General features: G+C 59.5%; 19 protein-coding genes and 2 tRNA genes. 8 read left to right on the top strand and 13 right to left on the bottom strand.

Annotated elements, in window-relative coordinates; translation table 11 throughout:
- Nucleotides 1–55 precede the first annotated feature (55 nt).
- Both pncB and nadE read left to right on the top strand, forming a co-directional pair.
- A complete protein-coding gene (gene pncB, locus ACA059_RS02665) occupies nt 56–1,291 on the top strand; it encodes a nicotinate phosphoribosyltransferase (RefSeq protein ID WP_497632619.1) in 1,236 nt (411 codons plus the stop codon).
- A 4-nt stretch (nt 1,292–1,295) separates the two neighbouring features.
- On the top strand, nt 1,296–2,123 hold the full coding sequence (gene nadE, locus ACA059_RS02660; RefSeq protein WP_497632618.1) for an NAD(+) synthase: 828 nt from the start codon (nt 1,296–1,298) through the stop codon (nt 2,121–2,123).
- Between the two features lie 203 nt (nt 2,124–2,326).
- On the opposite strand, the gene azu is transcribed toward nadE, so the two are convergent.
- Nucleotides 2,327–2,773, bottom strand: coding sequence for an azurin (gene azu / locus ACA059_RS02655; RefSeq protein ID WP_046054918.1), 447 nt, complete (start codon nt 2,771–2,773; stop codon nt 2,327–2,329).
- A 343-nt stretch (nt 2,774–3,116) separates the two neighbouring features.
- Here azu and ACA059_RS02650 point away from each other — a divergent pair, with 343 nt between their 5' ends.
- On the top strand, nt 3,117–3,704 hold the full coding sequence (locus ACA059_RS02650) for a cytokinin riboside 5'-monophosphate phosphoribohydrolase (protein WP_149631985.1): 588 nt from the start codon (nt 3,117–3,119) through the stop codon (nt 3,702–3,704).
- A gap of 68 nt (nt 3,705–3,772) precedes the next feature.
- A complete protein-coding gene (locus ACA059_RS02645; protein WP_018928487.1) occupies nt 3,773–3,964 on the top strand; it encodes a hypothetical protein in 192 nt (63 codons plus the stop codon).
- Nucleotides 3,965–4,198: 234 nt separating this feature from the next.
- Here the strand turns inward: ACA059_RS02645 and ACA059_RS02640 are convergent, their stop codons facing one another.
- The 11 genes from ACA059_RS02640 to rnr form a co-directional block, all read right to left on the bottom strand.
- Nucleotides 4,199–5,089 (bottom strand): transglutaminase family protein, encoded by an 891-nt coding sequence (locus ACA059_RS02640; protein WP_497632617.1) that lies wholly within the window; start codon nt 5,087–5,089, stop codon nt 4,199–4,201.
- Nucleotides 5,089–7,575, bottom strand: coding sequence for a circularly permuted type 2 ATP-grasp protein (locus ACA059_RS02635; protein WP_497632616.1), 2,487 nt, complete (start codon nt 7,573–7,575; stop codon nt 5,089–5,091). The genes ACA059_RS02640 and ACA059_RS02635 overlap by 1 nt, the downstream gene beginning before the upstream one ends.
- A gap of 88 nt (nt 7,576–7,663) precedes the next feature.
- Nucleotides 7,664–10,939: a transglutaminase family protein gene (locus ACA059_RS02630; RefSeq protein ID WP_497632615.1), complete on the bottom strand. Its 3,276-nt coding sequence runs from the start codon at nt 10,937–10,939 to the stop codon at nt 7,664–7,666.
- Between the two features lie 404 nt (nt 10,940–11,343).
- On the bottom strand, nt 11,344–13,647 hold the full coding sequence (locus ACA059_RS02625; protein WP_497632614.1) for a YgiQ family radical SAM protein: 2,304 nt from the start codon (nt 13,645–13,647) through the stop codon (nt 11,344–11,346).
- Between the two features lie 191 nt (nt 13,648–13,838).
- Nucleotides 13,839–15,233, bottom strand: a complete 1,395-nt coding sequence (gene dnaB, locus ACA059_RS02620) for a replicative DNA helicase (RefSeq protein WP_140677215.1) — start codon at nt 15,231–15,233, stop codon at nt 13,839–13,841.
- 119 nt (nt 15,234–15,352) lie between these two features.
- On the bottom strand, nt 15,353–15,799 hold the full coding sequence (gene rplI / locus ACA059_RS02615) for a 50S ribosomal protein L9 (protein WP_003197251.1): 447 nt from the start codon (nt 15,797–15,799) through the stop codon (nt 15,353–15,355).
- A 19-nt stretch (nt 15,800–15,818) separates the two neighbouring features.
- Nucleotides 15,819–16,712: a YybS family protein gene (locus ACA059_RS02610; RefSeq protein ID WP_008157005.1), complete on the bottom strand. Its 894-nt coding sequence runs from the start codon at nt 16,710–16,712 to the stop codon at nt 15,819–15,821.
- 36 nt (nt 16,713–16,748) lie between these two features.
- Nucleotides 16,749–16,979, bottom strand: coding sequence for a 30S ribosomal protein S18 (gene rpsR, locus ACA059_RS02605; protein WP_002551829.1), 231 nt, complete (start codon nt 16,977–16,979; stop codon nt 16,749–16,751).
- 28 nt (nt 16,980–17,007) lie between these two features.
- Nucleotides 17,008–17,430, bottom strand: coding sequence for a 30S ribosomal protein S6 (rpsF, locus tag ACA059_RS02600; RefSeq protein ID WP_054595362.1), 423 nt, complete (start codon nt 17,428–17,430; stop codon nt 17,008–17,010).
- 275 nt (nt 17,431–17,705) lie between these two features.
- Nucleotides 17,706–18,473, bottom strand: coding sequence for a 23S rRNA (guanosine(2251)-2'-O)-methyltransferase RlmB (rlmB, locus tag ACA059_RS02595; protein ID WP_201200145.1), 768 nt, complete (start codon nt 18,471–18,473; stop codon nt 17,706–17,708).
- Nucleotides 18,470–21,100 (bottom strand): ribonuclease R, encoded by a 2,631-nt coding sequence (gene rnr, locus ACA059_RS02590; RefSeq protein ID WP_497632613.1) that lies wholly within the window; start codon nt 21,098–21,100, stop codon nt 18,470–18,472. Before rnr ends, rlmB begins: the two co-directional genes overlap by 4 nt.
- 226 nt (nt 21,101–21,326) lie before the next feature.
- Between rnr and ACA059_RS02585 the strand changes: the two genes are divergently transcribed.
- A tRNA-Leu gene (locus ACA059_RS02585) sits at nt 21,327–21,413 on the top strand.
- 166 nt (nt 21,414–21,579) lie between these two features.
- Nucleotides 21,580–21,666: transfer RNA gene (locus tag ACA059_RS02580), tRNA-Leu, on the top strand.
- A gap of 28 nt (nt 21,667–21,694) precedes the next feature.
- Here the strand turns inward: ACA059_RS02580 and ACA059_RS02575 are convergent.
- A complete protein-coding gene (locus tag ACA059_RS02575; protein ID WP_497632612.1) occupies nt 21,695–21,901 on the bottom strand; it encodes a hypothetical protein in 207 nt (68 codons plus the stop codon).
- 23 nt (nt 21,902–21,924) lie between these two features.
- On the opposite strand from ACA059_RS02575, the gene ACA059_RS02570 reads away from it, so the two are divergent.
- Nucleotides 21,925–22,935 (top strand): extracellular solute-binding protein, encoded by a 1,011-nt coding sequence (locus ACA059_RS02570; RefSeq protein WP_497632611.1) that lies wholly within the window; start codon nt 21,925–21,927, stop codon nt 22,933–22,935.
- Nucleotides 22,935–24,500: an ABC transporter permease gene (locus ACA059_RS02565; protein WP_497632610.1), complete on the top strand. Its 1,566-nt coding sequence runs from the start codon at nt 22,935–22,937 to the stop codon at nt 24,498–24,500. The genes ACA059_RS02570 and ACA059_RS02565 overlap by 1 nt, the downstream gene beginning before the upstream one ends.
- Nucleotides 24,501–24,503 lie beyond the last annotated feature (3 nt).

The raw sequence follows: 24,503 nt of genomic DNA, 5'->3' as shown, positions 1-24,503 counted from the left end.
TGAAACAGCTGCAACGTCGCTGCCACGGGCCGCGGCCAGCCTGGAGAACCCCGTTATGAGCGAGAGCGTGTTTGGCGATCGCATCGTGCAGAACCTGCTCGACACCGACTTCTACAAACTGACGATGATGCAGGCGGTGCTGCACAACTACCCGAACGTGGACGTCGAATGGGAGTTTCGTTGCCGCAACAGTGAAGATTTGCGCCCTTACCTGGCGGAAATCCGCTTCCAGATCGAGCGCCTCGCCGAGTTGAGCCTGAGCGCCGATCAATTGAGTTTCATGGAGCGCATCAGCTTCATGAAACCGGATTTCCTGCGCTTTCTCGGGTTGTTCCGCTTCAATCTGCGCTACGTCCACACAGGTATCGAAAACGGCGAGCTGTTCATCCGCCTGCGCGGGCCGTGGCTGCACGTGATCCTGTTCGAAGTGCCGCTGCTGTCCATCGTCAGCGAAGTGCGCAACCGCTATCGCTACCGTGAAGTCGTCCTGGAGCAGGCGCGCGAGCAGCTCTACCGCAAGTTCGATTGGCTCACCGCCAACGCCAGCGCGGAGGAATTGTCCGAATTGCAGGTCGCCGATTTCGGCACTCGCCGTCGCTTCTCGTACCGCGTGCAGGAAGAAGTGGTGAACGTGCTCAAGCACGATTTCCCCGGTCGTTTTGTCGGCACCAGCAACGTGCACCTTTCACGGGAGCTGGACATGAAGCCGTTGGGCACCATGGCCCACGAATGGATCATGGCCCATCAGCAACTCGGCCCCCGGCTGATCGACAGTCAGATTGCCGCCCTCGATTGCTGGGTCCGCGAGTACCGTGGCCTGCTGGGGATCGCCCTCACCGACTGCATCACCACCGATGCCTTTCTCAGCGATTTCGACCTGTACTTCGCCAAGCTGTTTGACGGCCTGCGCCATGATTCCGGTGATCCGGTGCTCTGGGCGGAAAAGGCCATTGCCCATTACCACAAGCTCGGCATCGACCCGATGAGCAAGACGCTGGTGTTCTCCGACAGCCTGACGCTGCCCAAGTCTCTGGAAATATTCCGGGCGTTGCGCGGTCGGATCAATGTCAGCTTTGGCATCGGCACCAACCTGACGTGCGATATTCCGGGTGTTGAACCGATGAGCATCGTGCTTAAAATGGCGGCCTGCAACGGCCAGCCCGTGGCAAAGATTTCCGATGAGCCTGGCAAGACTCACTGCAAAGACCCGAATTTCGTCGCCTACTTGCGACACGTTTTCAAAGTACCTGCCGCCCTTTCCAGCACATCAAGCACATCTAGCAAGGAGTGAATTCATGCAAGCCGAACAGCGTGAGATTGCTGAACAGCTCAAGGTCCAGCCGCCGTTCGCCGACCAGGCCGCCCTCGAGGCTGAAGTCGCCCGGCGGATTACCTTCATCCAGGACTGCCTGGTCAATTCCGGGCTCAAGAGCCTGGTACTCGGCATCAGCGGCGGCGTCGATTCCCTGACCGCCGGCCTGCTGGCCCAGCGTGCCATGCGCGAACTGCGCACCCGCACAGGCGAAAACCGCTACAAGTTCATCGCCGTGCGCCTGCCGTACGAAACCCAGTTCGACGAACACGACGCCCAGGCCTCGGTGGACTTCATCGCCCCGGACGAGCGCCACACCGTGAACATCGGCCCGGCGGTCAAAGCCTTGGCCAGTGAAGTAGCGGCCTTTGAAGGCAAGCACGCGGTCTCGGTGGATTTCGTGCTCGGCAACACCAAGGCGCGGATGCGCATGGTCGCCCAATACACCATCGCCGGCGCGGCCCACGGCTTGGTGATCGGCACTGACCACGCGGCGGAAGCGGTGATGGGCTTCTTCACCAAGTTCGGCGATGGCGCCTGCGATCTGGCACCGCTGAGCGGCCTGGTGAAAAACCAGGTCCGGGACATCGCCCGCAGCTTCGGCGCGCCGGAGTCGCTGGTGGAAAAAATCCCCACGGCCGACCTTGAAGACCTGTCGCCCGGCAAACCGGACGAAGCGTCCCACGGCGTGACCTACGCCGAGATCGACGCGTTTTTGCACGGCGAGCCGGTGCGTGAGGAAGCGTTCAAGATCATTTGTGACACGTATAAAAAGACTCATCACAAGCGAGTGATGCCGTTTGCGCCTTGATTTCTCACCCTAGGCACCAGTAGGAGCCTGTAGGAGCTGTCGAGTGAAACGAGGCTGCGATCTTTTGACTTTGATTTTTAAGATCAAGATCAAAAGATCGCAGCCTCGTTTCACTCGACAGCTCCTACAGGGATTGGCGTCGGCTAACGAATGAACAAAAAAAAGCGTCCACAACGGACGCTTTTTTTATGCGTTCGATTCGATTACTTCAGGACAACAGTGCCTTTCATCATCGAGATGTGGCCAGGGAACGAGCAGAAGAAACCGTACTTCTCGGCAGCATCGAGCTTCGATACGTCGAAGGTCACCGAGTCGGTTTCCTTGGCGCCGATGATTTTGGTGTGGGCGATGATGCGCGCGTCACCTTCCGGCAGGTAGTTCTTTTCGATGCCTGCAGCCAGGCCCGCGGTGGCGATCGGCTGCATATCAGCCTCTTTACTCAGCACCCAGTTATGACCCATGACGTTTTTCGGCAGGTTGCCGGAGTGTTTCAGCTCCACGGTGAACGTCTTGCAGCTCTTGTCGATGCTGATTTCCTTGGTATCGAAGGACATCTGGTCAGTCGAGTCGACAGTGACCTTGCACTCGGCAGCCATCAATTGGCTGCTGGCCAGTGTCAGCAGGGATACCGCAACAAGTTTGGCAAACATGGTGAATCTCCAAGGCAGGGTTAACAAAAGTGCGAATGGACAGAAGACTGCCTGAAAACTTCGCAAGTTCCTATGACCTGAATCAAAAATTGTATACAACTTTCGGGCTATGACACCTATCGAAACAATCTACCAGCCAGGCGTCTGGGGCGGCCCTATCATCAGGTCGTCCTCACCCATCTGGAGCGTCAGTCATGTCCCTTAACAGCCTGTTGCGCAGTTTGCTCGCCGCCTACGCCTGTGGCGCCAGCGGAACCTGTGAAACACCTGAACGCGAAGTGTAGACCTTGGAACGCCGCCTGCCTGCCTTTACTCTGTGGCCATCCTGACCATGGAGTAAGGCATGTCTTTAGCGTCCGTTTGTGTATTTTGCGGTGCCAGCACAGGTACCAACCCGGCTTATCGTGAAGCGGCTGTCGCCTTGGGGCGAGCATTGGCCGAGCGTAAGCTGACTCTGGTTTATGGCGGCGGTGCCGTCGGGCTGATGGGCATCGTCGCCGATGCTGCGCTGGCGGCCGGCGGTGAAGTGATCGGGATCATCCCGCAAAGCCTCAAAGACAAGGAAATCGGTCACAGCGGCCTGACCCGTCTGGAAGTGGTCGACGGCATGCATGCGCGCAAGGCGCGGATGGCCGAGCTCAGTGACGCCTTTATCGCCCTGCCCGGCGGCCTGGGCACGCTGGAAGAACTGTTCGAAGTCTGGACCTGGGGCCAGCTCGGCTACCATGGCAAACCGCTGGGGCTGCTGGAAGTGAACGGTTTCTACAGCAAATTGACGTCCTTTCTCGATCATATCGTCGGCGAAGGCTTCGTTCGCGAACCGCACCGTGACATGCTGCAAGTGAGCGAATCGCCGCAAACCCTGCTCGATGTATTGGACGCCTGGCAGCCGACAGTGGTGCCAAAGTGGATCGAGCAAAAACCCAGCTAACGGCTGGGCATCGATACAGGGCAGAATACGCGCCGCTCAACCTCACCTTCGACCCCAGAGGATCGCCCATGGCTAAACCCAATTATTCCTTCGCCAAACGTCAGAGAGACTTGGCCAAGGAGCAGAAGAAAGAGGAAAAGCTTCAGCGCAAGAAAGCTACAGCTGAAGAAGAAGCCGCCGCACTGAACCCGGATGCAGAAGGTGAAGTGGCCGCAGAAGATGATGTTGAAGCACCGAAAGATCAGGCGCCCGACGCCTGAGACCCTCAGGGCCCGATGATCTGATCAGGCCCACCGGATCTGTGTCCAGGGTCAGCAACGATGTTGCTGACCCTCACAGGCCAATCTGAAATACCTCTCCAGAAAGCACTGCACATCACCTGTGGGAGCGAGCTTGCTCCGGGCGGCGATCCGACGATGACGGCTGTACATCCAATATTTGTGTGACTGAAAGTCCGCTATCGCGAGCAAGCTCGCTCCCACATTGGATCTCTATTACTCCAGTGGCATCACTGTGACGCGAACTTCAGGATCATGGTTGCCGCCCCCAAGAATCACCCCACGCAACGGCGATACATCGGAAAAATCCCGGCCCCAGGCCAAGGTGATGTGTTCCAGCGCCGGCTGCACGTTGTTGGTCGGGTCGAAATCCACCCAACCGAGCACCGGGCAAAACACTGAAACCCAGGCATGTGACGCATCAGCGCCGATCAGTCGCGGCTGGCCCGGTGGTGGCTGGGTCAGCAAGTAACCACTGATGTAGCGTGCCGCCAAACCGCGCGAGCGCACACACGCGAGCATCAGGTGAGCGAAGTCCTGACAAACACCGCGCCGACGCTCCAGCACTTCCACCAGCGGCGTCGCCACTTGGGTCGCCTCGGCATCGAAGGTGAACTCGCTGAAGATCTTCTCCATCAGCGCCTGAACACCCAACAGCAGCGGCCGACCTGATGGAAAACAGCTTTCGGAAAACTCGACGAAGTTGCGCTTCAAATGCACGTAGGGTGATTCGAAGCGGTAACGACACGCTTCCAGCAATTCGGGGGAAAGCGGCTGACTGCTGTAAGTCAGCGCGTTACAGGTTTCTTCCCACGCGGGGGATTGATTGAAATCCAGCGCCGGCCGGGCCAGCACTTCGACGGTGAGCCGGGCATTGACCAGCAATTCATCGTGCGGCCGCTCGAACGCCAACCGGGTCAGCGGATTACCGAACACATCCAGTTCATCGCGGCGCGAAGTCGGGGCGGGACTGATCTGCAGTTGCTGCTCGGTGCAGCGCTGCCAGGCACATGCACGCGGCCACAGGTGCGCGAGCTGCTGAGCCAGGGACACCGGGCTGTCGTAGTGATAATGGGTGTCGTGGAGAATCTGGTAATGGGCGCTCATCAGACGGACACCGTGCGCTGGCTGACGTCATCGACATGAGCGAAATGGCGCAAGGCCAGGCGATCCGACACTTGCCCGCTGGCGTCGGCGATATCTTGCAACAGGTCGGCCAGCCCCTCAATGGCTGCCCGAACGCTGGCTTCGCCGAACAGCGAGTTCTCCAGGCATCCAAGATCGAACTGTGCCAGGCGTTCCACCAACTGCGGCAACCCCGCTTCGCGAGGCACGCCGAAGTCGTCATTCAAGCGTTTCAAGGTACGAGTCACCAATTTCAACTGAAACAGCACGGCGTGGGGGTTCTGCTCGTCGAGCAGCAACAGGTCAAGCACCGGGATCAGTTGCGCCACCGCCAGATACCGCGATCGGTAAGTGATGCTGCTGTTGCCCAGCTCCAGCAGCCATTCCAGCCCGGCCTGATCGAAAGCACCGGCACCGCGCAGAAATGCCGCGAGGCTGGCGCTGAGAAATTGCAGACGTTCGATCCGGCGGCCAATCATCAGGAAGCGCCAGCCTTCGTCCCGGGTCATGTCGTCGAGGGCGAAACCGGATAACGCCGCCAGGGACATCACCAGACGGTTGAGGAAATCCAGCAATTCGCCGAAATCCGGCTCTTCGGCTTCCAGTTCCATGGCTTCGCGCTGCAGCTCCACCAGCGCTTGCCAGTTTTCCCGCGAGAGCTTGCCGCGCACCTGCGAGGCCGCCCACTGCAAACGCTGCAGGTTGGAGCGCAGGCTGAACGACCAGTCATCGCCGAGCAATGCCGCCAGTAAACGCTCCGGCAACTCGCCTTCATCGGGCAACAACATCAACCGTTCGCCCAGATCGACCGCCGCCTCCAGGGCTTGCGGGTCATCGCCATCGACATACCGCGCCAGCATGATTCGCAGCAGCCGCGCGCTGTCATCACAGCGTTCGCAATAACGGCCGAACCAGAACAGGTTTTCCACCACCCGTGACGGCAGGTACGGATCACGTCTTACCAGGTCGTGCACACCGATCGTACGCTGGGTTTTCCATTGCTCACCGCTCGGCGGGCGATCGCCCAACACCCAGGTGTCTTTGCTCGCGCCACCGCGCTGCATCGACACCACTTCGGCGTCAGCCTCGGCGGCAACCCGGGTGAGGCCGCCGGGCAGAACCCGATAACCCTCACGGCTGGCCACGGCGTACACACGCATGCCGATGGCCCGGGGTTGCAGATGACCCTCTTCAGCCTGCCAGATCGGGGCTTGAGAGAGCTGAGCCAATTCTTGCGCGACATAGGCGTAAGGCCGGGCCTGCATGCGCTCAGCCAGTTCCTGACGCTGTTTTTCACTCAAATCACGGCCAAATACCGGAGCAAAGCTCTGTGACGGGAACGCCGGTTTGATCAACAACTCCGGCAATTTTTCCAGGGCCTGAGCCAGCACCGGTGCTTCACCGCACCACCAGGTCGCGATGGAGGGCAGAATCAGTTCTTCGCCGAACAAGAATTGATTGATCCTCGGCAGGAAGCCCAACAATCCCGGCGACTCCAGCACGCCGCTGCCGAGGGCATTGGCCACCAGCACTCGCCCTTGGCGTACCGCTTCCAGCAATCCCGGCACGCCAAGGGCCGAGTCAGTGCGCAGCTCCAGCGGATCGCAGAAGTCATCGTCGAGCCGCCGCATGATCGCGTGGACCCGACGCAGTCCGCTCAAGGTTTTCAGGTAGACCGTGGCATCCCGGACGGTCAGGTCGCCGCCCTCTACCAGCGGATAACCGAGCTGGCGCGCCAGATAGAGGTGTTCGAAATAGCTTTCGTTGAAACGTCCCGGTGTCAGCAGCACGATCAGCGGCGCTTCATCATCACTCGGCGCCTGACGGGCCAGGGTTTCCTGAAGCGTGCGGAAGAACCCGGCCAGGTGCTGCACTTTCAAATCGCGGTACAGCTCGGGAAAGGCCCGGGACACGATGGTGCGGTTTTCCAGCGCATAACCGGCACCGGATGGCGCTTGTGTCCGATCCGCCGTGACCCACCAGCGACCGTCAGGCGTGCGTGCCAGATCCACCGCATATAGATGCAGAAAAGCCCCGTCGGGTGGCGTGATGCCCTGACAGGGCCAGAGGAAGTTGTTGTGACCGAAGACCAGCTCAGCCGGGAGCAGACCTTCGGCGATCAATCGTTGGGGGCCATACAGATCCGCCAGCACAGCATTGAGCAAGCGTGCCCGCTGGGCAATACCGGCCGATAACTGCTGCCATTCATCCGCAGCAATCACGTGCGGTAGCAGATCGAGTTCCCACGGCCGATCGGCACCCTTAGGATCGGCGTAGACGTTGTAAGTCACGCCGTTTTCCTGGATCTGCCGGGTCAGCAGCGCCTGACGCTGCACCAATTGCGTTGGTGTGCTGCGTTGCAATTGGTCGAACAACCGACGCCAGTGCGGGCGCACCGCGCCGCTGTCGTCGAGCAGTTCGTGATAAGTGCCCGCCGTCAGCGGGTAGCGGTCAAGCAGGTCAGGCATGGAAAGCTCGGCAGACAGCAAAGAACGGTCAGACTAACGCAGGCTCATGACGCCCGGATATACGAAAAATCCGAGCGTCGCGTACGGTTTAGAAACGTCGTAAATCGAGAGTCATCGGTAGCTCGTCGTTAATTTCCATATTGGGTATAGGAAGTTTCCCCGGCGTATGTCCGATGCGGAAAAAACGCGCCATCCGACGGCTCTCCGCCTCATTGGCGTTCACCGGCAAGCTGTCGTAGTTGCGCCCGCCCGGGTGAGCGACGTGGTACTGACAGCCACCCAGCGAACGCTGCATCCAGGTGTCGAGCAAGTCGAACACCAGTGGCGCGTGGACCGGGATGGTCGGCTGCAGGCAGTTGGCCGGTTGCCAGGCGCGGAAGCGCACGCCGGCGACAAACTCGCCGACCCGCCCGGTGGGTTGCAATGGCACCGGGATGCCATTGCAGGTCAGAAGATAACGCTGCGGCGGCAGGCCCGTGAGTTTGACCTGCAAGCGTTCCAGCGACGAATCCACATAACGCACCGTGCCGCCGACTGCGCCCTCCTCACCCAGCACATGCCAGGGCTCCAGCGCTTGACGCAATTCCAGCTCGATCCCACTGACCGCATAATCGCCGACCTTGGGAAAGCGGAACTCCAGATGCGCCGCAAACCACTCGGCGCGCACGGGATAACCGGCGGCATTCAGGTCGACGATGACGTCGGCGAAATCCTGTTCGATAAAGTGTGGCAACAGGAATCGGTCGTGCAACTCAGTGCCCCAGCGCGCCAGCTTCGGCGGTGCATACGGCTCGCGCCAGAACCGAGCCACCAGCGCTCGCAGCAACAGCTGCTGAGCCAGGCTCATGCGCGCATGGGGCGGCATTTCAAACGCGCGCAATTCGAGCAATCCAAGGCGACCGGTAGCGCCGTCCGGTGAATACAGTTTGTCGATGCAAAACTCGGCGCGGTGAGTGTTGCCGGTCACGTCGATCAGCAGGTTGCGCAACAGCCGATCCACCAGCCACGGCGCGCACTCCTCGCCCGGTTCAGGCATTTGGGCAAAGGCGATTTCCAGTTCATACAACGCATCGTTGCGTGCTTCATCAACCCGTGGCGCCTGAGACGTCGGGCCGATGAATAATCCCGAAAACAGGTAGGACAAGGACGGGTGGTTATGCCAGTAGCTGATCAGGCTGCGCAGCAGATCGGGGCGGCGTAGAAACGGTGAGTCAGCTGGTGTCGCGCCACCCAGTACGAAATGGTTACCGCCGCCGGTGCCGGTGTGCCGGCCGTCGATCATGAATTTCTCGGTGGTCAGGCGGGTCTGGCGTGCCTCTTCGTAAAGAAATTCGGTGCGCTCGACCAATTCATCCCACGTGGCAGACGGCTGCACGTTGACCTCGATCACGCCCGGGTCGGGCGTGATACGGAAGTTGCTCAGGCGCGGATCGCTCGGCGGCTCATAGCCTTCCAGCAACACCGGGCAATGCAATTCCTCGGCGGTGGCTTCGATGGCACTGACCAGCTCCAGATAATCCTCGACCCGTTCCAGCGGCGGCATGAACAGGTACAACCGCCCCTCTCGCGCTTCCGCGCAGAACGCCGTGCGGGTCAGCCAGTCGGCGGATTCGTCGATCTTTGGCGCGCGTTCATCAGCAACCGCAGGCTCGCCTTGGCTCTGAAGTTGTGCCGTGTCGGGCAGTGCGGGGAAATCCTGATTCGGGTCCACAGGGTGAATGAACGGGTACTCCGCCGCTTTCACCCAAGGCTGCGAGCCGAGCGGCAAGCGATAGCCCAGCGGCGAATCCCCCGGCACCAGTCGGCAATGCTCATCGCGCAGATACCAGCGGCCGCTTTGCCACTGATCACCCTTGGCGGTGCGCGCCAGCGGCAGGACCTGACCGATGACTTTGTCCAGACCCTGGCTGAAGACTTTGCGCAGGCGTGCACGCTCCAGAGGTTCTTCCAGACGTGAGTCTTCGGCGCTGACATTCTGCGGCAAAGTGCCTTCGCGCCAGAGGTAATAGAAATTGTCTTCGTAGGCCGGAAATACAAAGCGTGTCGGAATTTTCAGGCGTTCGGCGACGCTGGCCAGAAAACGACCGGCCAGCTCGCCATTGGCACCGTAGTCTTCCTGCTCGTCGGCAATCAGCGCGCTGTTGTGCCAGATCGGCACATCGTCGCGGCGCCAGTAGCAGTTCAGAGACCAGCGCGGCAATTGCTCGCCGGGGTACCACTTGCCCTGACCGAAATGCACCAGGCCTTGGGGCGCGTAGTGCTTGCGCATGCGCTGGAACAGTTCGGCGGATAGACGTCGCTTGTCTGGCCCCAGTGCCGCAGTGTTCCACTCGGCGCCGTCTGGATCGTCGATGGAAACAAACGTCGGTTCGCCGCCCATGGTCAGGCGTACGTCACCCTCCAACAGGTCGGCATCGATCTGCCGACCCAACGCCTGGATCGCCAGCCATTGGTCTTCGGTGTAGGGCTTCGTTACCCGTGGTGCTTCCCAAATCCGTTCCACAGACATCTCGTGGGTGAATTCGCACTCGCACGGTTCAACCAAGCCACTGATCGGTGCCGCAGAGCCCGGATCGGGGCTACAGGCCAACGGAATGTGTCCTTCACCGGCAAACAGCCCTGACGTCGCGTCCAGGCCGATCCAGCCGGCACCGGGCAAATAGACCTCACACCAGGCGTGCAGGTCGGTGAAGTCCACGTCAGTGCCCGACGGGCCGTCGAGGCTTTTGACGTCGGCGGTCAGTTGAATCAGGTAGCCGGAGACGAAACGCGCCGCCAGACCGAGGTTGCGCAACAGCTGCACCAGCAACCACGCAGAGTCGCGGCAGGAACCGGAGGCATGTTCCAAAGTGTGTTCGGGCGTTTGCACACCTGGCTCCATGCGGATCAGGTAGCCAATGTCTTCGCTCAGGCGCTGGTTGAGCGCGACGAGGAAATCCACACTGGGCAGCGGCGTGCGGTCGATGCCATCCAGGTACGCCTTGAACTTCGGCGTCAGGGGCAAGGTTTCCAGGTACGGCGCCAGCTCTTTGCGCTCATCCGCGGCGTAGGTGAACGGGATCTTTTCCGCGTAGGGCTCAAGGAAGAAATCGAACGGATTGAAGACCGCCATCTCCGCCAGCAGATCGACTTCGATCCGCAGCTCATCGGTTTTTTCCGGGAACACCAACCGCGCCAGGTAATTGCCCTGGGGATCCTGCTGCCAGTTGATGAAGTGCTGCTCGGGCGACACTTTCAGCGCGTAGGACAGTATCCGCGTGCGACTGTGGGCGGCCGGGCGCAGGCGAACGATCTGCGGACCGAGCTCGACGGCTCGGTCGTAGCGGTAATGCGTGACGTGGTGCAATGCGACATGAATCGACACGGCGTGCCTCCTGCGAGCCTTAAGCGTTATCGAAAGCGCGCAAGACTTATGCCATCCAGCAGCGCTGGCGCTTTCTCCGGTTGCTTGAGGCAGTACAGCACCAAAATCGGGCGATGCGGGAATTTGGTTAGGGGGAGTTGCACGGAAATGTTGCGGAGGCGTACTAACAGCCAATTAAATGGTGGGGCAGCGAGCACAGACCTGTGGCGAGGGGATTTATCCCCGTTCGGCTGCGAAGCAGTCGTTAGGTCGGTAGAGGCAGTGCAACTGAGCAGCATGGCTAAAGCCTTGGGGTCGCTTCGCAACCCAACGGGGATAAATCCCCTCGCCACAAAGTATTTGATTGGTTCTGAAATGCAAAACGCCAACCCGAAGGTTGGCGTTCTGTTCAGTTCAAGCGAGGCTTAGCGCGGCACAACCGGCTTGCGCGCAGGCTTCGGTCCTTTGCCTTTGGCCGCGTCCTTGCGATCCTTGGCCGCCTGCTGGTTGCGGGCGAACGCCGCAGCCTTGGCCTGTTCACGCTTGTCCCACGGGTTGCCGCCATCACTGGCGCGCGGTGGCAGGCCGGTGTGTTGGGTCAGGATCTTGGTGGTCTTTTCCCCTGCCACTTTATGGCTGCCGGCCGGCGTCGAGTTCTTGCGACGGGCGCTCTGGTAGCTGTCGGTCGCCGGCTGATGCAGCGGGATCAACTGGTTCTTGCCCGGCCCGATCAGGTCCGCGCGGCCCATGCGGGTCAGCGCTTCACGCAACATCGGCCAGCCTTTCGGGTCGTGATAGCGCAAGAACGCTTTGTGCAGACGACGCTGCTCTTCGCTCTTGACGATGGTCACGGCGTCACTCTTGTAAGTGACTTTGCGCAACGGGTTCTTGCCCGAGTGGTACATCGCGGTGGCAGTGGCCATCGGCGACGGGTAGAACGCTTGCACCTGGTCGGCACGGAAGCCGTTGCCCTTGAGCCACAGGGCCAGGTTCATCATGTCTTCGTCGGTGGTGCCCGGGTGAGCGGCGATGAAGTACGGAATCAGGTACTGCTCTTTCCCGGCTTCCTTGGAGTACTTCTCGAACATGCGCTTGAACTTGTCATAGCTGCCAATGCCCGGCTTCATCATCTGGTTGAGCGGACCTTCCTCGGTATGTTCCGGGGCGATCTTCAGGTAACCACCGACGTGGTGGGTCACCAGTTCCTTGACGTATTCCGGCGACTCGACCGCAAGGTCGTAGCGCAAGCCGGAAGCAATCAGGATCTTCTTCACACCCGGCAATGCACGGGCGCTGCGGTACAGCTGAATCAGCGACGAGTGATCGGTGTTCAGGTTCGGGCAAATGCCCGGGAACACGCACGAAGGCTTGCGGCACGCGGATTCGATTTCCGGGGTCTTGCAGGCGATGCGGTACATGTTCGCGGTCGGGCCGCCGAGGTCGGAAATGACGCCGGTGAAGCCGGGGACCTTGTCGCGGATCTCTTCGATTTCGCGAATGATCGACTCTTCGGAACGGTTCTGGATGATCCGGCCTTCGTGCTCGGTGATCGAGCAGAAGGTGCAGCCACCGAAGCAGCCACGCATGATGTTCACCGAGAAGCGGATCATGTCGTAGGCAGGGATTTTTTCCTTGCCATACACCGGGTGCGGAATGCGCGCATAGGGCATGCCGAACACGTAGTCCATTTCTTCGGTGGTCATCGGAATTGGAGGCGGGTTGAACCAGACGTCGACTTCGCCGTGCTTCTGCACCAGCGCACGGGCGTTGCCCGGGTTGGTTTCCAGGTGAAGCACGCGGTTGGCGTGAGCATAAAGCACCGCATCACCGCGGACTTTCTCGACCGATGGCAGGCGGATCACGGTCTTGTCGCGAGTCATTTTCGGGCTCGCCAGAAGCTGCACGACCTTGGCTTCGCTCGGATCTTCAACCGGACCCTTTTCCTGCTCGATGGCACAGGCCTGGGTGTCCTGGGTGTTCACGTACGGGTTGATGATCTTGTCGACCTTGCCCGGACGGTCGATACGCGTGGAATCGACTTCGTACCAGTCTTTCGGCGTGTCACGACGGATGAACGCGGTACCGCGCACGTCGGTGATGTCTTCGATCTTGTGACCGTAGGACAGACGCTGGGCGACTTCGACGATCGCACGCTCGGCGTTGCCGTAGAGCAGGATGTCGGCGCAGGCGTCGATCAGGATCGAGTTGCGAACCCGGTCCTGCCAGTAATCGTAGTGGGCGATGCGGCGCAGGGACGCTTCAATGCCACCAAGAACGATCGGCACGTTCTTGTAGGCTTCCTTGCAGCGCTGGCTGTAAACCAGGCTCGCGCGATCCGGACGTTTACCCGCCAGGCCACCGGGGGTGTAGGCGTCATCTGAGCGGATTTTTTTGTCGGCGGTGTAGCGGTTGATCATTGAGTCCATGTTGCCGGCCGCGACGCCGAAGAACAGGTTCGGCTCGCCGAGCTTCATGAAGTCGTCTTTGGACTGCCAGTTTGGCTGGGCAATGATCCCGACGCGGAAGCCTTGCGACTCCAGCAGCCGGCCGATGATTGCCATGCCGAACGACGGATGGTCAACGTACGCATCACCGGTGACGATGATGATGTCGCATGAATCCCAGCCAAGCTGATCCATCTCCTCCCTGCTCATCGGCAGGAATGGCGCTGGACCGAAGCATTCGGCCCAGTACTTGGGATAGTCAAATAACGGCTTGGCTGTTTGCATGACGATGACCGGTGTTGAGATGAAAAATCGCGGGCGCGGAATATAGCACAAAAAATAACCAATTCCGACGACTGTAGTCGGAAATCGCGCGCAACCCATGCGGGAGCGGGCTTCCTCGCGAAAGCGGTACATCAACCAACATTGATGTCGACTGACACTCCCTCTTCGCGAGCAAGCCCGCTCCCACAGGGTTACTCGTCGTCGAAGTTGTAGCTGCCCGGCGCCAGGTTTTCGAAGCGGGTGTACTTACCGATGAACGCCAGTCGTGACGTACCGATCGGACCGTTCCGCTGCTTGCCGATGATGATCTCGGCGATGCCTTTGTGTTCGGTCTCCGGGTGATACACCTCGTCCCGGTACACGAACATGATGACGTCGGCATCCTGCTCGATCGCTCCGGATTCCCGCAGGTCGGAGTTGATCGGGCGTTTGTTCGGTCGTTGCTCCAGGGAGCGGTTGAGCTGGGACAGCGCCACCACCGGGCAGTTGAATTCCTTGGCCAGGGCCTTCAAGGAACGGGAGATCTCGGAAATCTCGTTGGTCCGGTTGTCGCCACTGGAACCTGGAATCTGCATCAATTGCAGGTAGTCGATCATGATCAGGCCAACCTCGCCATGCTCACGCACCAGGCGTCGAGTCCGCGCACGCATTTCCGACGGGCTGATACCGGCCGTATCGTCGATGAACAGCTTGCGATCATTGAGCAGGTTGACCGCCGAGGTCAGGCGTGGCCAGTCATCGTCTTCCAGACGTCCGGCACGGACCTTGGTCTGATCGATCCGGCCGAGGGACGACAACATACGCATGATCAGCGATTCGCCTGGCATCTCCAGCGAGTAAACCAGTACGCATTTGTCGCTGCGCAGTACGGCGTTTTCCACCAGGTTCATCGCAAAGGTGGTTTTACCCATCGATGGACGGCCGGCGACGATGATCAAGTCAGACGGTTGCAGGCCGCTGGTCATACCGTCGAGGTCGGTATAACCGGTGGACAGGCCGGTAATGGCGTTATCAGTGTTGAACAAGGTGTCGATGCGGTCGATGGCCTTGGTCAACAGATCATTCACGCTCACCGGGCCGCCGGTTTTTGGCCGGGCCTCGGCGATCTGGAAAATCTGCCGTTCGGCTTCGTCGAGAATCTCTTCAGCCGAGCGGCCTTCCGGGTTGAAGGCGCTGTCGGCGATTTCGGTGGCGATGCCGATCAACTGCCGCAAGGTTGCTCGTGCGCGGACGATCTGCGCATACGCCTTGATGTTGGCGACAGACGGCGTGTTTTTCGCCAGTTCGCCCAGGTATCCGAGGCCGCCGACTTGCGAGGTCTGACCTTCCTTGTCCAATTGCTCGGCAAGGGTCACGACGTCGATCGGGGAGTTCTGGTCGGCGAGCTTGGCGATCGCGCGGAAGATCAAACGGTGGTCATGCCGATAGAAATCGCCGTCCGACACCTGATCCAACACGCGTTCCCAGGCGTTGTTGTCCAGCATCAAACCACCGAGCACGGCCTGTTCGGCCTCGATGGAATGCGGCGGCACCTTCAGGGCAGCGGTTTGCAGATCGTATTGCTCGGGTGCGGAGATATCGTTCATGGCCACTTGAATAGTTGTGAAAATCAGGAACTGCAGAAAGACAAAGGGCACGACCTGTAAACAGGATCGTGCCCGATGTTACCGGCAAGCACCCGAGGGTGCCAGCCGACAAGTGCTGCTTAAGCTGCTACCACGACAACGCGTACGGTGGCTTCAACTTCGGCGTGCAGGTGCACGGCTACGTCGAATTCGCCTACGTTGCGGATAGTGCCGTTCGGCAGACGAACTTCGCTTTTTGCAACTTCAACGCCAGAGGCGGTCAGTGCATCAGCGATGTCGTGAGTACCGATCGAACCGAACAGCTTGCCTTCGTCGCCAGCGGTGGCAGTGATAGTCACTTCCAGCTCAGCCAGTTGGGCAGCGCGGCTTTCAGCCGAAGTTTTACGATCTGCTGCGGCTTTTTCCAGCTCAGCGCGACGCTCTTCGAACGCAGCCAGGTTGGCAGCGGTCGCAGCGGTAGCTTTGCCGTAAGGCAGCAGGTAGTTACGACCGTAACCAGCCTTAACGTTCACTTTGTCACCCAGGTTGCCCAGGTTGGTGACTTTTTCCAGAAGGATCAGTTGCATGTGAAAATCCTCTTAACTTTTAACCTTCACCGTTCGCGCTATCGACGTCTTTCGGCGTCGAACGACCGCGAAAATCAATCAGGCTGTCGACGATGGCCAAGACCACCAGCAACGGATAGATCAGCTGCATGAACAGCAACAGCGTGACGTACAACCCCACCAGCCAGAATCTGGCCAGTCGCTTTTGCGCCACCAGCCCGTGAATCAGGGCCAGCCCGGCGAATACCAGCGGTACACTGCACAACGGCGTCAACATGGCCATCTGCGGACCGATGTTCGGTCCCAGAAGCATGAACGCCAGCAGTAACATCGCCAGCCCCAGCGGGAATCGGATGGCGCGAAACTCGCGACCAAAACCACCCGGGTTGTACAACAACGCCTGCCAGTAGCGCCCGACAAGCAGGCTCAGCACACTGACGATTTGCAACAAGGCCGCAATCAGGCCGGTCAGGACCGGTGCGATCAGGGACGCAAAATGCGCTTGCTCGTCTACCGACAACTTCTGGTAGACATCACCGAGTAGCGACGGCATGACTTTTATCAAAGCCTGCGCCAGCATCTCGATTTGGGGACCAAAAGCCGTCCCCAGCACCACTGAAAACACCACTCCCATCGCTATGCTGACCAGCAGCACGCGGTTCCAGGATTCGCTTGCGCGCAAAACCAACGCAAGGCTCCAAGACCCCAGCAGCACCAGAAGTGCCCGTGGGTCATCGGAGTAAAGCCACCAGATCAACGCCGGCAGCAGTCCCAGAGCAAGAACGCCCAGGGCGTCCTTCAATCCGCGCCGCAGGAGCACAAGGCAACCAGCGGCAGCACCCAACCAATACAACAACGGCAATATTGCGCATCCGGCCACTACGAGAGTGGCCTGCATACGGCCGCGCATGATGAACTCAGCTATGGCACGCATGCTTTCAATCCTTTGCTACGTGTCGACTGCCCGGTCTCAGCGGCCGTGGCTGTCGGTGTAGGCCAGCAGGGCCAGGAAGCGGGCGCGCTTGATAGCGGTGGCCAGCTGACGCTGATAACGTGCTTTGGTACCGGTGATGCGGCTTGGAACGATTTTGCCGGTCTCGGATACATAAGCTTTCAGAGTGTTGAGATCTTTGTAATCGATCTCTTTCACGTCTTCAGCGGTGAAGCGGCAGAATTTACGACGACGGAAGAAACGTGCCATGTAATAGGCTCCTCAAAAGGTCCGTGGATTACTCGTCAGCGTTATCGCTGTTGTCGCTGTCATCACTATCAACGCTTTCAGCGCCTTCGTGCTCAGGACGGTCGCGACGCTCACGGCGCTCACTGCGGTTTTCTTCAGCCTTGAGCATCTCGGATTGGCCGGTAACGGCTTCTTCGCGACGGATGACCAGGTTACGGATCACTGCATCGTTGTAGCGGAAGTTGTCTTCCAGCTCGGCTAGGGCCTTGCCAGTGCACTCAACGTTCAGCATCACGTAGTGAGCCTTGTGAACATTGTTGATTGCGTAGGCCAGTTGACGACGGCCCCAATCTTCCAGACGGTGGATTTTGCCGCCGTCTTCTTCGATCAGCTTGGTGTAACGCTCTACCATGCCGCCGACTTGCTCGCTTTGATCCGGGTGGACCAAAAAGATGATTTCGTAATGACGCATGAATGCTCCTTACGGGTTGTAGCCTGCCGCTCAAAAGCGGTCAGACAAGGAGTGAATGACACTTATGGACTTGCTTGCGATAGACACATGAGTGCCTGCCGTCACAGCAAGGGGCGCAATTGTAGAGAAGGGACAGAAGAGGTGCAAGGCAATTGGTGATTATTTGAACAATCACGCCAAACACCTGTAGGAGCTGCCGAAGGCTGCGATCTTTTGTTCTTAAAAAATCAAAAGATCGCAGCCTCGTTTCACTCGACAGCTCCTACAGGGGGGAGTCAGGACTTTTTGCCGGTTCCGGCAGCCTTGACGCTACGCTGGCGCTGGGCTTCAAACAGGCAGACGCCGGTCGCCACGGAAACGTTGAGACTGCTGACGCTGCCGGTCATCGGCAGGTGTACCAGGTAGTCGCACAGGTCGCGGGTCAGGCGACGCATGCCGCTGCCTTCAGCGCCCATGATCAGGATGGTCGGGCCGGTCATGTCTTGCTGATACAGACTCTGCTCAGCCTCGCCCGCCGTACCGACGACCCACAAGCCGCGCTGCTTGAGTTTTTCCAGCGTGCGCGCCAGGTTGGTCACGGCTACCAGTGGAATTACTTCGGCCGCGCCACAGGCGACTTTTCGTACCGTCGGGGTCAGCGTGGCTGACTTGTCCTTCGGAACGATCACCGCCAGTGCGCCCGCCGCATCGGCAGAACGCAGGCAAGCGCCAAGGTTGTGCGGGTCGGTCACGCCGTCGAGCACCAGCAGCAACGGTGCGCCTTCGGAACGATCCAGCAACTCGTCAAGCATCGCCTCGCCCCAGACCTGGCTCGGACTCACGTCCGCGACCACGCCCTGGTGCACGCCATCAACCCAGGCATCGAGTTCACGACGCTCGGCGTTGCCGACGGGCACGCGATTTTCGTTCGCCAGTGCGATCAGCGCCTGCACACGCGGCTCGCTGCGGCCTTCGGCCAGCCAGATCTGCTTGACGCGCTTTGGGTGGTGACGCAGCAACGCTTCTACAGCGTGCACGCCGTAGATCTTTTCCAACTGACTCATGACTTGGCCTTCGGTTTACGCGCCCCGCCGCTTTTGGCGGCTGGAGCAGAACCCGCTTTCGGCGGGCCTTTACGGTGTTTGCTCGGTTTGGCTGGCTTGCCGCCGGGAGCCTTTTCAGGCGCCGACCGTCCGGTCTTTCCCCCAGACGCCGCTTTACCGCCGCTTTTCGCTTCAGACAGCAACGCCTGCTTCATCTCACGACTTTTGCGCAATTCAGCATTTTTCGCCGCGGCATCGCTCGGGCGATAGGCTTCTACGGCTTTTTCCTTGGCAGGACGACGACCGGTTTTCGCCGGGGCCGGCTCTGCAGCCGTTTTGGTAGCTGGTGCAGCGGTTTCAGTCCCGCGCTTCTTGCGGCCAATCGGCGCGCTGATGGTTTTTTCAGCCATCTCGAAGTCGATCTTGCGCTCGTCGAGGTCGACGCGCATGACGCGTACTTCAACGGTATCGCCAAGACGGAAACTGCGACCGGTACGCTCACCGGCCAGGCGATGGTGCACAGGATCGAAGTGGTAGTAATCGCCCGGCAGCGCGGTGACGTGCACCAGGCCTTCGACGTAGATATCGGTCAGCTCGACGAACAGACCAAAACCGGTCACGGCAGTAATCACACCAGGGAACGACTCGCCCACGCGGTCTTTCATGAACTCGCACTTGAGCCAGTTCACGACGTCGCGGGTCGCTTCGTCGGCACGGCGCTCGCTCATCGAGCACTGCTCGCCGAGCTGCTCCAGAATCGCTTCGTCGTACGGATAGATGCGCGCTTTCGGAATGGTCATCGCGCCAGCACGGCGAACGTGCGGGGTGTCCATTTTCGAATGGATGACGCTGCGAATCGCCCGGTGCGTGAGCAAGTCCGGGTAGCGGCGGATCGGCGAGGTGAAGTGGGTATAGGCTTCGTAATTCAGGCCGAAGTGGCCCTGGTTATCGGCGCTGTACACCGCCTGACTCAACGAACGCAGCATAACGGTCTGGATCAGGTGGAAATCCGGACGGTCCTTGATGCTCGCCAGCAATGCCTGGTAATCCTTCGGCGACGGGCCGTCCTTGCCTTTGTGCAGGGACAGGCCGAGCTCGCCGAGGAAGGCGCGCAGTTTTTCCAGACGCTCCGGTGGCGGGCCATCGTGGACGCGATACAGCGCAGGGATTTCGTGCTTTTTCAGGAATTCGGCGGTGGCCACGTTGGCCGCCAGCATGCATTCCTCGATCAGCTTGTGGGCGTCGTTACGAACGGTTGGACGGATTTCGGCAATCTTGCGCTCGGTCCCGAAGATGATCCGGGTTTCCTGCGTTTCGAAATCGATCGCGCCACGCACGTGACGAGCGGCCAACAGCACTTTGTACAGCGCGTAAAGCTGCTTGAGGTGCGGCAGAACGTCGTTGTACTCGCCACGGAGCTCACGCGCCTCGGTGAGTTTCGGCGTTTCCAGCATGGCGCTGACTTTGTTGTAGGTCAGACGAGCATGGGAGTGAATCACCGCTTCGTAGAAGCAGTAGTCGGTCATCTCGCCGGATTTGGAGATGGTCATCTCGCAAACCATGGCCAGACGATCGACGTGCGGATTCAGCGAGCACAGGCCGTTGGACAGCTGCTCAGGCAGCATCGGCACAACGCGCTCGGGGAAATACACCGAGTTGCCGCGAACCTGGGACTCATTGTCCAGCGCCGAACCGATTTTCACGTAGCTGGAAACGTCGGCAATCGCCACGTACAACTTCCAGCCGCCGGAGAACAGGCGCAGCTTGCCCGGTTTGGCCTCGCAATAGACCGCATCATCGAAGTCGCGCGCATCTTCACCGTCGATGGTCACGAACGGCAGATGGCGCAGGTCGATGCGCTTCTCTTTGTCTTTCTCTTCGACTTCCGGCTTGAGCTTGGCGGCTTCTTTCAGCACAGCCTCAGGCCAGACGTGAGGAATGTCGTAGGTGCGCAGGGCGACGTCGATTTCCATGCCCGGCGCCATGTAGTTGCCCACGACCTCAACCACGTCGCCTTGCGGCTGGAAGCGTGGTGTCGGCCAGTGAGTGATCTTCACTTCGACGAACTGACCGATCTGGGCGTTAGCGTTACGGCCCGGCGTGACCAGCACTTCTTGCTGGATCTTCGGATTGTCCGCAACGACGAAACCAATACCGCCCTCTTCGAAGTAACGGCCAACGATGGTCTCATGGGCACGGGAGACCACTTCGACGATCATGCCTTCGCGGCGACCGCGACGGTCAAGACCGGAAACACGGGCCAGCGCACGATCGCCATCGAACACCAGACGCATTTGCGCCGGGCTCATGAACAGGTCGTCACTGCCGTCGTCCGGGACCAGGAAGCCGAAGCCGTCACGGTGACCGCTGATGCGGCCCAGGATCAGGTCGAGCTTGTCCACCGGCGCATAGGTGCCGCGACGGGTATAGATGAGTTGAGCGTCGCGCTCCATGGCGCGCAGGCGGCGGCGCAGGGCTTCGATCTGGTCTTCTGTGGTCAGACCAAACTCTTCAACCAGCTGCTCGCGGTTAGCAGGCGAACCCCGATCAGCAAGGTGCTGAAGGATCAGTTCGCGGCTAGGAATAGGGTTTTCATATTTTTCCGCTTCACGAGCGGCCTCGGGATCGAGGGACTGCCAATCGGCCATTAGAGAGTTTTCACCTTGTCTATATGCGGGTTAGTTTGGCATAGGCGTAATGAAACGGGAAATTTCAGGCTTCGACAGCCCATCTAAAGCCCTTTATCGACATCGCGAAGCTGAATTAAATGCCACTGGTAAAATTTTCCAGGTTTTTTTGATGTCAGGGGTTTACAGTTAAAAAGACGCTCCGTATAGTGCGCGCCATCGACGACGCAGACGCATTGTCGATAATGCCCAGATGGTGAAATTGGTAGACACGCCAGCTTCAGGTGCTGGTGACCGCAAGGTCGTGGAAGTTCGAGTCTTCTTCTGGGCACCAATTTCGAGCTTGAGATTAGATCAATTTCAAGGCTCACACAAAAACCCGCGAAAGCGGGTTTTTTGCATTCTAAGGCTCTGATTTATTAAAACTAAATCAGGGGTTTACAGATCAAAAAGCTCTCCGTATAGTGCGCCACATCAACAGCGGCAACGCTGAAGATTATGCCCAGATGGTGAAATTGGTAGACACGCCAGCTTCAGGTGCTGGTGACCGCAAGGTCGTGGAAGTTCGAGTCTTCTTCTGGGCACCAATTCAAATTTCAGAGTCGATCTGAAATTTCACAAAAACCCGCGAAAGCGGGTTTTTGCGTTTCCGGGGTTTGTGTAGGAGCTGCCGAAGGCTGCGATCTTTTGATCTTCAGCAATTTCAGCCCCACCAACAATCAAGATCAAAAGATCGCAGCCTTCGGCAGCTCCTCCCCCCCCACCCGTTGCAAGGCGCACTTGAGAAACAATATCGTTTATCATTGTTTCAAGTTTTTGCAATGCGACAGTGAGGAACCTTGCGAATGATGTTTCGAAATACCCTGCGCCGCGGCCTGACCATAACCCTGCTCGGCCTGGCACTCGCCACTCCCCTCACCCAAGCCGCCGAACCGGTTTCCCTGACACTCTATAACGGTCAACACAAGGAAGTAGGCGATGCCATCGCCAAAGCCTTCGAAGCCAAGACCGGGATTCACGTCAATGTGCGCAAAGGCAGCAGCAACCAGCTCGCCAGCCAGGTCGTCGAAGAAGGCGATCGCTCCCCTGCCGACGTGATCTACACCGAAGAATCACCACCACTGAACAAACTCGGTGAACAGGGCCTGCTGGCACAGACCGATGCCGCCACCCTGGCCGTTCTGCCCAAAGACTACGTCGCCGGCAACGGCACCTGGATCGGTGTCACCGCACGAGTCCGCGTGGTCGCCTTCAACCCGAAACTGATCGATGAAAAAGACCTGCCAAAGTCGGTCATGGAGTTCTCCGATCCGAAATGGCAAGGCAAGGTCGGCTTCGTGCCTACCAGCGGCGCCTTCCAGGAGCAGGCCGTGGCAATCATCAAGGTGCACGGCATGGACGCGGCCGAAGAATGGCTGACCGGTTTGCGTGCTTTCGGCAAGACCTACAGCAACAACATGGTGGCGCTGAAGGCGGTGGAAAACGGCGAAGTCGCCACCGTGCTGGTCAACAACTACTACTGGTTCGCCTTGCAGCGTGAAAAAGGTCAGCTCGATTCGAAACTGCATTACTTCACCGGCGGCGACGTCGGCGGGCTGATCACGGTTTCCAGCGCTGCCATACTGAAATCCAGTAAGCATCCAAAAGAAGCCCAGCAATTCCTTGCTTACATGGCCAGCGAAGAAGGTCAACGCGTGATCACCCATACCACCGCCGAGTACCCACTGCACAAAGGCATGGAATCGGATCGTGGGCTCAAGCCGTTCAGCGAGCTGCAAGCACCGAAAGTCACGCCAGCCGACCTCGGCAATGCCGAAGAAGCCCTGGACCTGGAACGTGACGTTGGCTTGAACTGATGAGCGCATCGTTATCCGCCCCCGTCGCGCGCGGGGGTTATGTGCCACGGCGCAAGCGGCCATCGATCTGGCTGCTGCTACCGGTTTTGCTGCTGGTGGTGCTCAGCCTGTTGCCGCTGGCGTATGTAGGGCTCAAGACTTGGCAGGCCGGCTGGGCTGAGGCGCTGCATTTGTTGTGGCGACCTTATGTGTTTGGCCTGCTGCGCAACACATTGGCGCTGATGGTCGGAGTGACGCTCGCCTGTGGCGTGATCGGCCTGTCGCTGGCTTGGCTGCTTGAGCGCAGCAACTTGCCAGGGCGGCGCTTGTGGGGCGTGATTCTGTGCCTGCCGTTCGCGGTACCGGCATTTGTCAGCAGCTTTACCTGGGTCTCGCTGAGCGCTCATTTCGAAGGCTTGGGCGGGGCGATCCTGGTGATGACCCTGTCCAAGTATCCGCTGATCTTTCTGCCGGTCGCAGCGACCCTGCGCAATCTCGATCCCTCCCTCGAAGAGTCCGCCCGCACTCTGGGGCAGAATCGCTGGGGTGTGTTTTTCAGAATTACCCTGCCGCTGCTCTGGCCTTCGTTGCTCGCCGGCTCGCTGCTGATCGCGCTGCACATGCTGGTGGAATTCGGTGCACTGTCGATCATCGGACTGCAAACCTTTACCACTGCGATCTATCAACAGTTCGAACTGGAATTCAGCAACGCCAACGCGGCCATGCTTTCCGCCGTATTGCTGGCACTGTGTCTGATGCTGCTTTGGCTGGAGCTGCGAGTGCGCGGCAAAGGCCGACACGTACGTACCGGTCAGGGCGCGGCTCGGCATGCGGAACAGGTCCGGCTGGGGCCTTGGGCTGCTGCCGGACAATTTTATTGCCTGGCGCTGGCGATCATCGGTAGCGGTATTCCGCTCGGGATGCTGGCGTACTGGCTAGCGGTGGGTTCGTCGGCGGCATTTCCGGTGGCGGCGATCAGCGAGGCGCTGTTGTCGTCTTTGGCGCTGTCGCTGGGCGGCGCAGCGCTGTGTCTGGTGCTGGCCGTACCGGTGGGATTGCTGGTGGTGCGCCACAAGGGCCAACTGGCGATCTGGGCCGAACGCTTGCCGTATCTGCTGCATGCACTGCCAGGACTGGTGATCGCGCTGACGCTGGTGTATTTCGCCCTGCACTATGTGCCGGTGCTGTACCAGACTTCGGCATTGCTGCTGATCGCTTATGCGTTGCTGTTTTTGCCGCTGGCTCAGGCGCCGATTCGTACGGCACTGAACAAGGCTGCACCGCAATTGGAAGAGGCTGCACGCACGCTGGGAGCGTCGTCCTTTAGCGCGTTTTGCCGGGTGACGTTGCCGATCATTTTCCCGGCATTGGGCGCGGCGTTTGCGCTGGTGTTTCTGGATGCGATGAAGGAGCTGACAGCGACGTTGCTGTTGAGTCCGACCGGACTCAATACGCTGGCGACGGAGGTTTGGGCGCATACCGCGAATGTGGAGTTTGCGGCGGCGGCGCCTTATGCGGCGTTGTTGATATTAGTGTCGGGGCTGCCGGTCTATCTTTTAACAACCCGGATGTATTTGAGCCGCTGATAA

The sequence above is a fragment of the Pseudomonas sp. LBUM1647 genome, from assembly GCF_059716175.1.
The sequence above is the reverse complement of the archived record's forward strand: the minus strand, read 5'-3'. Positions and strand labels throughout refer to the sequence as shown.

Excerpts from the sequence above, each read along its gene's own strand:
- pncB (WP_497632619.1), top strand. The coding sequence starts at position 56 with ATGAGCGAGAGCGTGTTTGGCGATCGCATCGTGCAGAACCTGCTCGAC.
- nadE (WP_497632618.1), top strand. The coding sequence starts at position 1,296 with ATGCAAGCCGAACAGCGTGAGATTGCTGAACAGCTCAAGGTCCAGCCG.
- azu (WP_046054918.1), bottom strand. The coding sequence starts at position 2,773 with ATGTTTGCCAAACTTGTTGCGGTATCCCTGCTGACACTGGCCAGCAGC.
- ACA059_RS02650 (WP_149631985.1), top strand. The coding sequence starts at position 3,117 with ATGTCTTTAGCGTCCGTTTGTGTATTTTGCGGTGCCAGCACAGGTACC.
- ACA059_RS02645 (WP_018928487.1), top strand. The coding sequence starts at position 3,773 with ATGGCTAAACCCAATTATTCCTTCGCCAAACGTCAGAGAGACTTGGCC.
- ACA059_RS02640 (WP_497632617.1), bottom strand. The coding sequence starts at position 5,089 with ATGAGCGCCCATTACCAGATTCTCCACGACACCCATTATCACTACGAC.
- ACA059_RS02635 (WP_497632616.1), bottom strand. The coding sequence starts at position 7,575 with ATGCCTGACCTGCTTGACCGCTACCCGCTGACGGCGGGCACTTATCAC.
- ACA059_RS02625 (WP_497632614.1), bottom strand. The coding sequence starts at position 13,647 with ATGCAAACAGCCAAGCCGTTATTTGACTATCCCAAGTACTGGGCCGAA.
- dnaB (WP_140677215.1), bottom strand. The coding sequence starts at position 15,233 with ATGAACGATATCTCCGCACCCGAGCAATACGATCTGCAAACCGCTGCC.
- rplI (WP_003197251.1), bottom strand. The coding sequence starts at position 15,799 with ATGCAACTGATCCTTCTGGAAAAAGTCACCAACCTGGGCAACCTGGGT.
- ACA059_RS02610 (WP_008157005.1), bottom strand. The coding sequence starts at position 16,712 with ATGCGTGCCATAGCTGAGTTCATCATGCGCGGCCGTATGCAGGCCACT.
- rpsR (WP_002551829.1), bottom strand. The coding sequence starts at position 16,979 with ATGGCACGTTTCTTCCGTCGTCGTAAATTCTGCCGCTTCACCGCTGAA.
- rpsF (WP_054595362.1), bottom strand. The coding sequence starts at position 17,430 with ATGCGTCATTACGAAATCATCTTTTTGGTCCACCCGGATCAAAGCGAG.
- rlmB (WP_201200145.1), bottom strand. The coding sequence starts at position 18,473 with ATGAGTCAGTTGGAAAAGATCTACGGCGTGCACGCTGTAGAAGCGTTG.
- rnr (WP_497632613.1), bottom strand. The coding sequence starts at position 21,100 with ATGGCCGATTGGCAGTCCCTCGATCCCGAGGCCGCTCGTGAAGCGGAA.
- ACA059_RS02570 (WP_497632611.1), top strand. The coding sequence starts at position 21,925 with ATGATGTTTCGAAATACCCTGCGCCGCGGCCTGACCATAACCCTGCTC.
- ACA059_RS02565 (WP_497632610.1), top strand. The coding sequence starts at position 22,935 with ATGAGCGCATCGTTATCCGCCCCCGTCGCGCGCGGGGGTTATGTGCCA.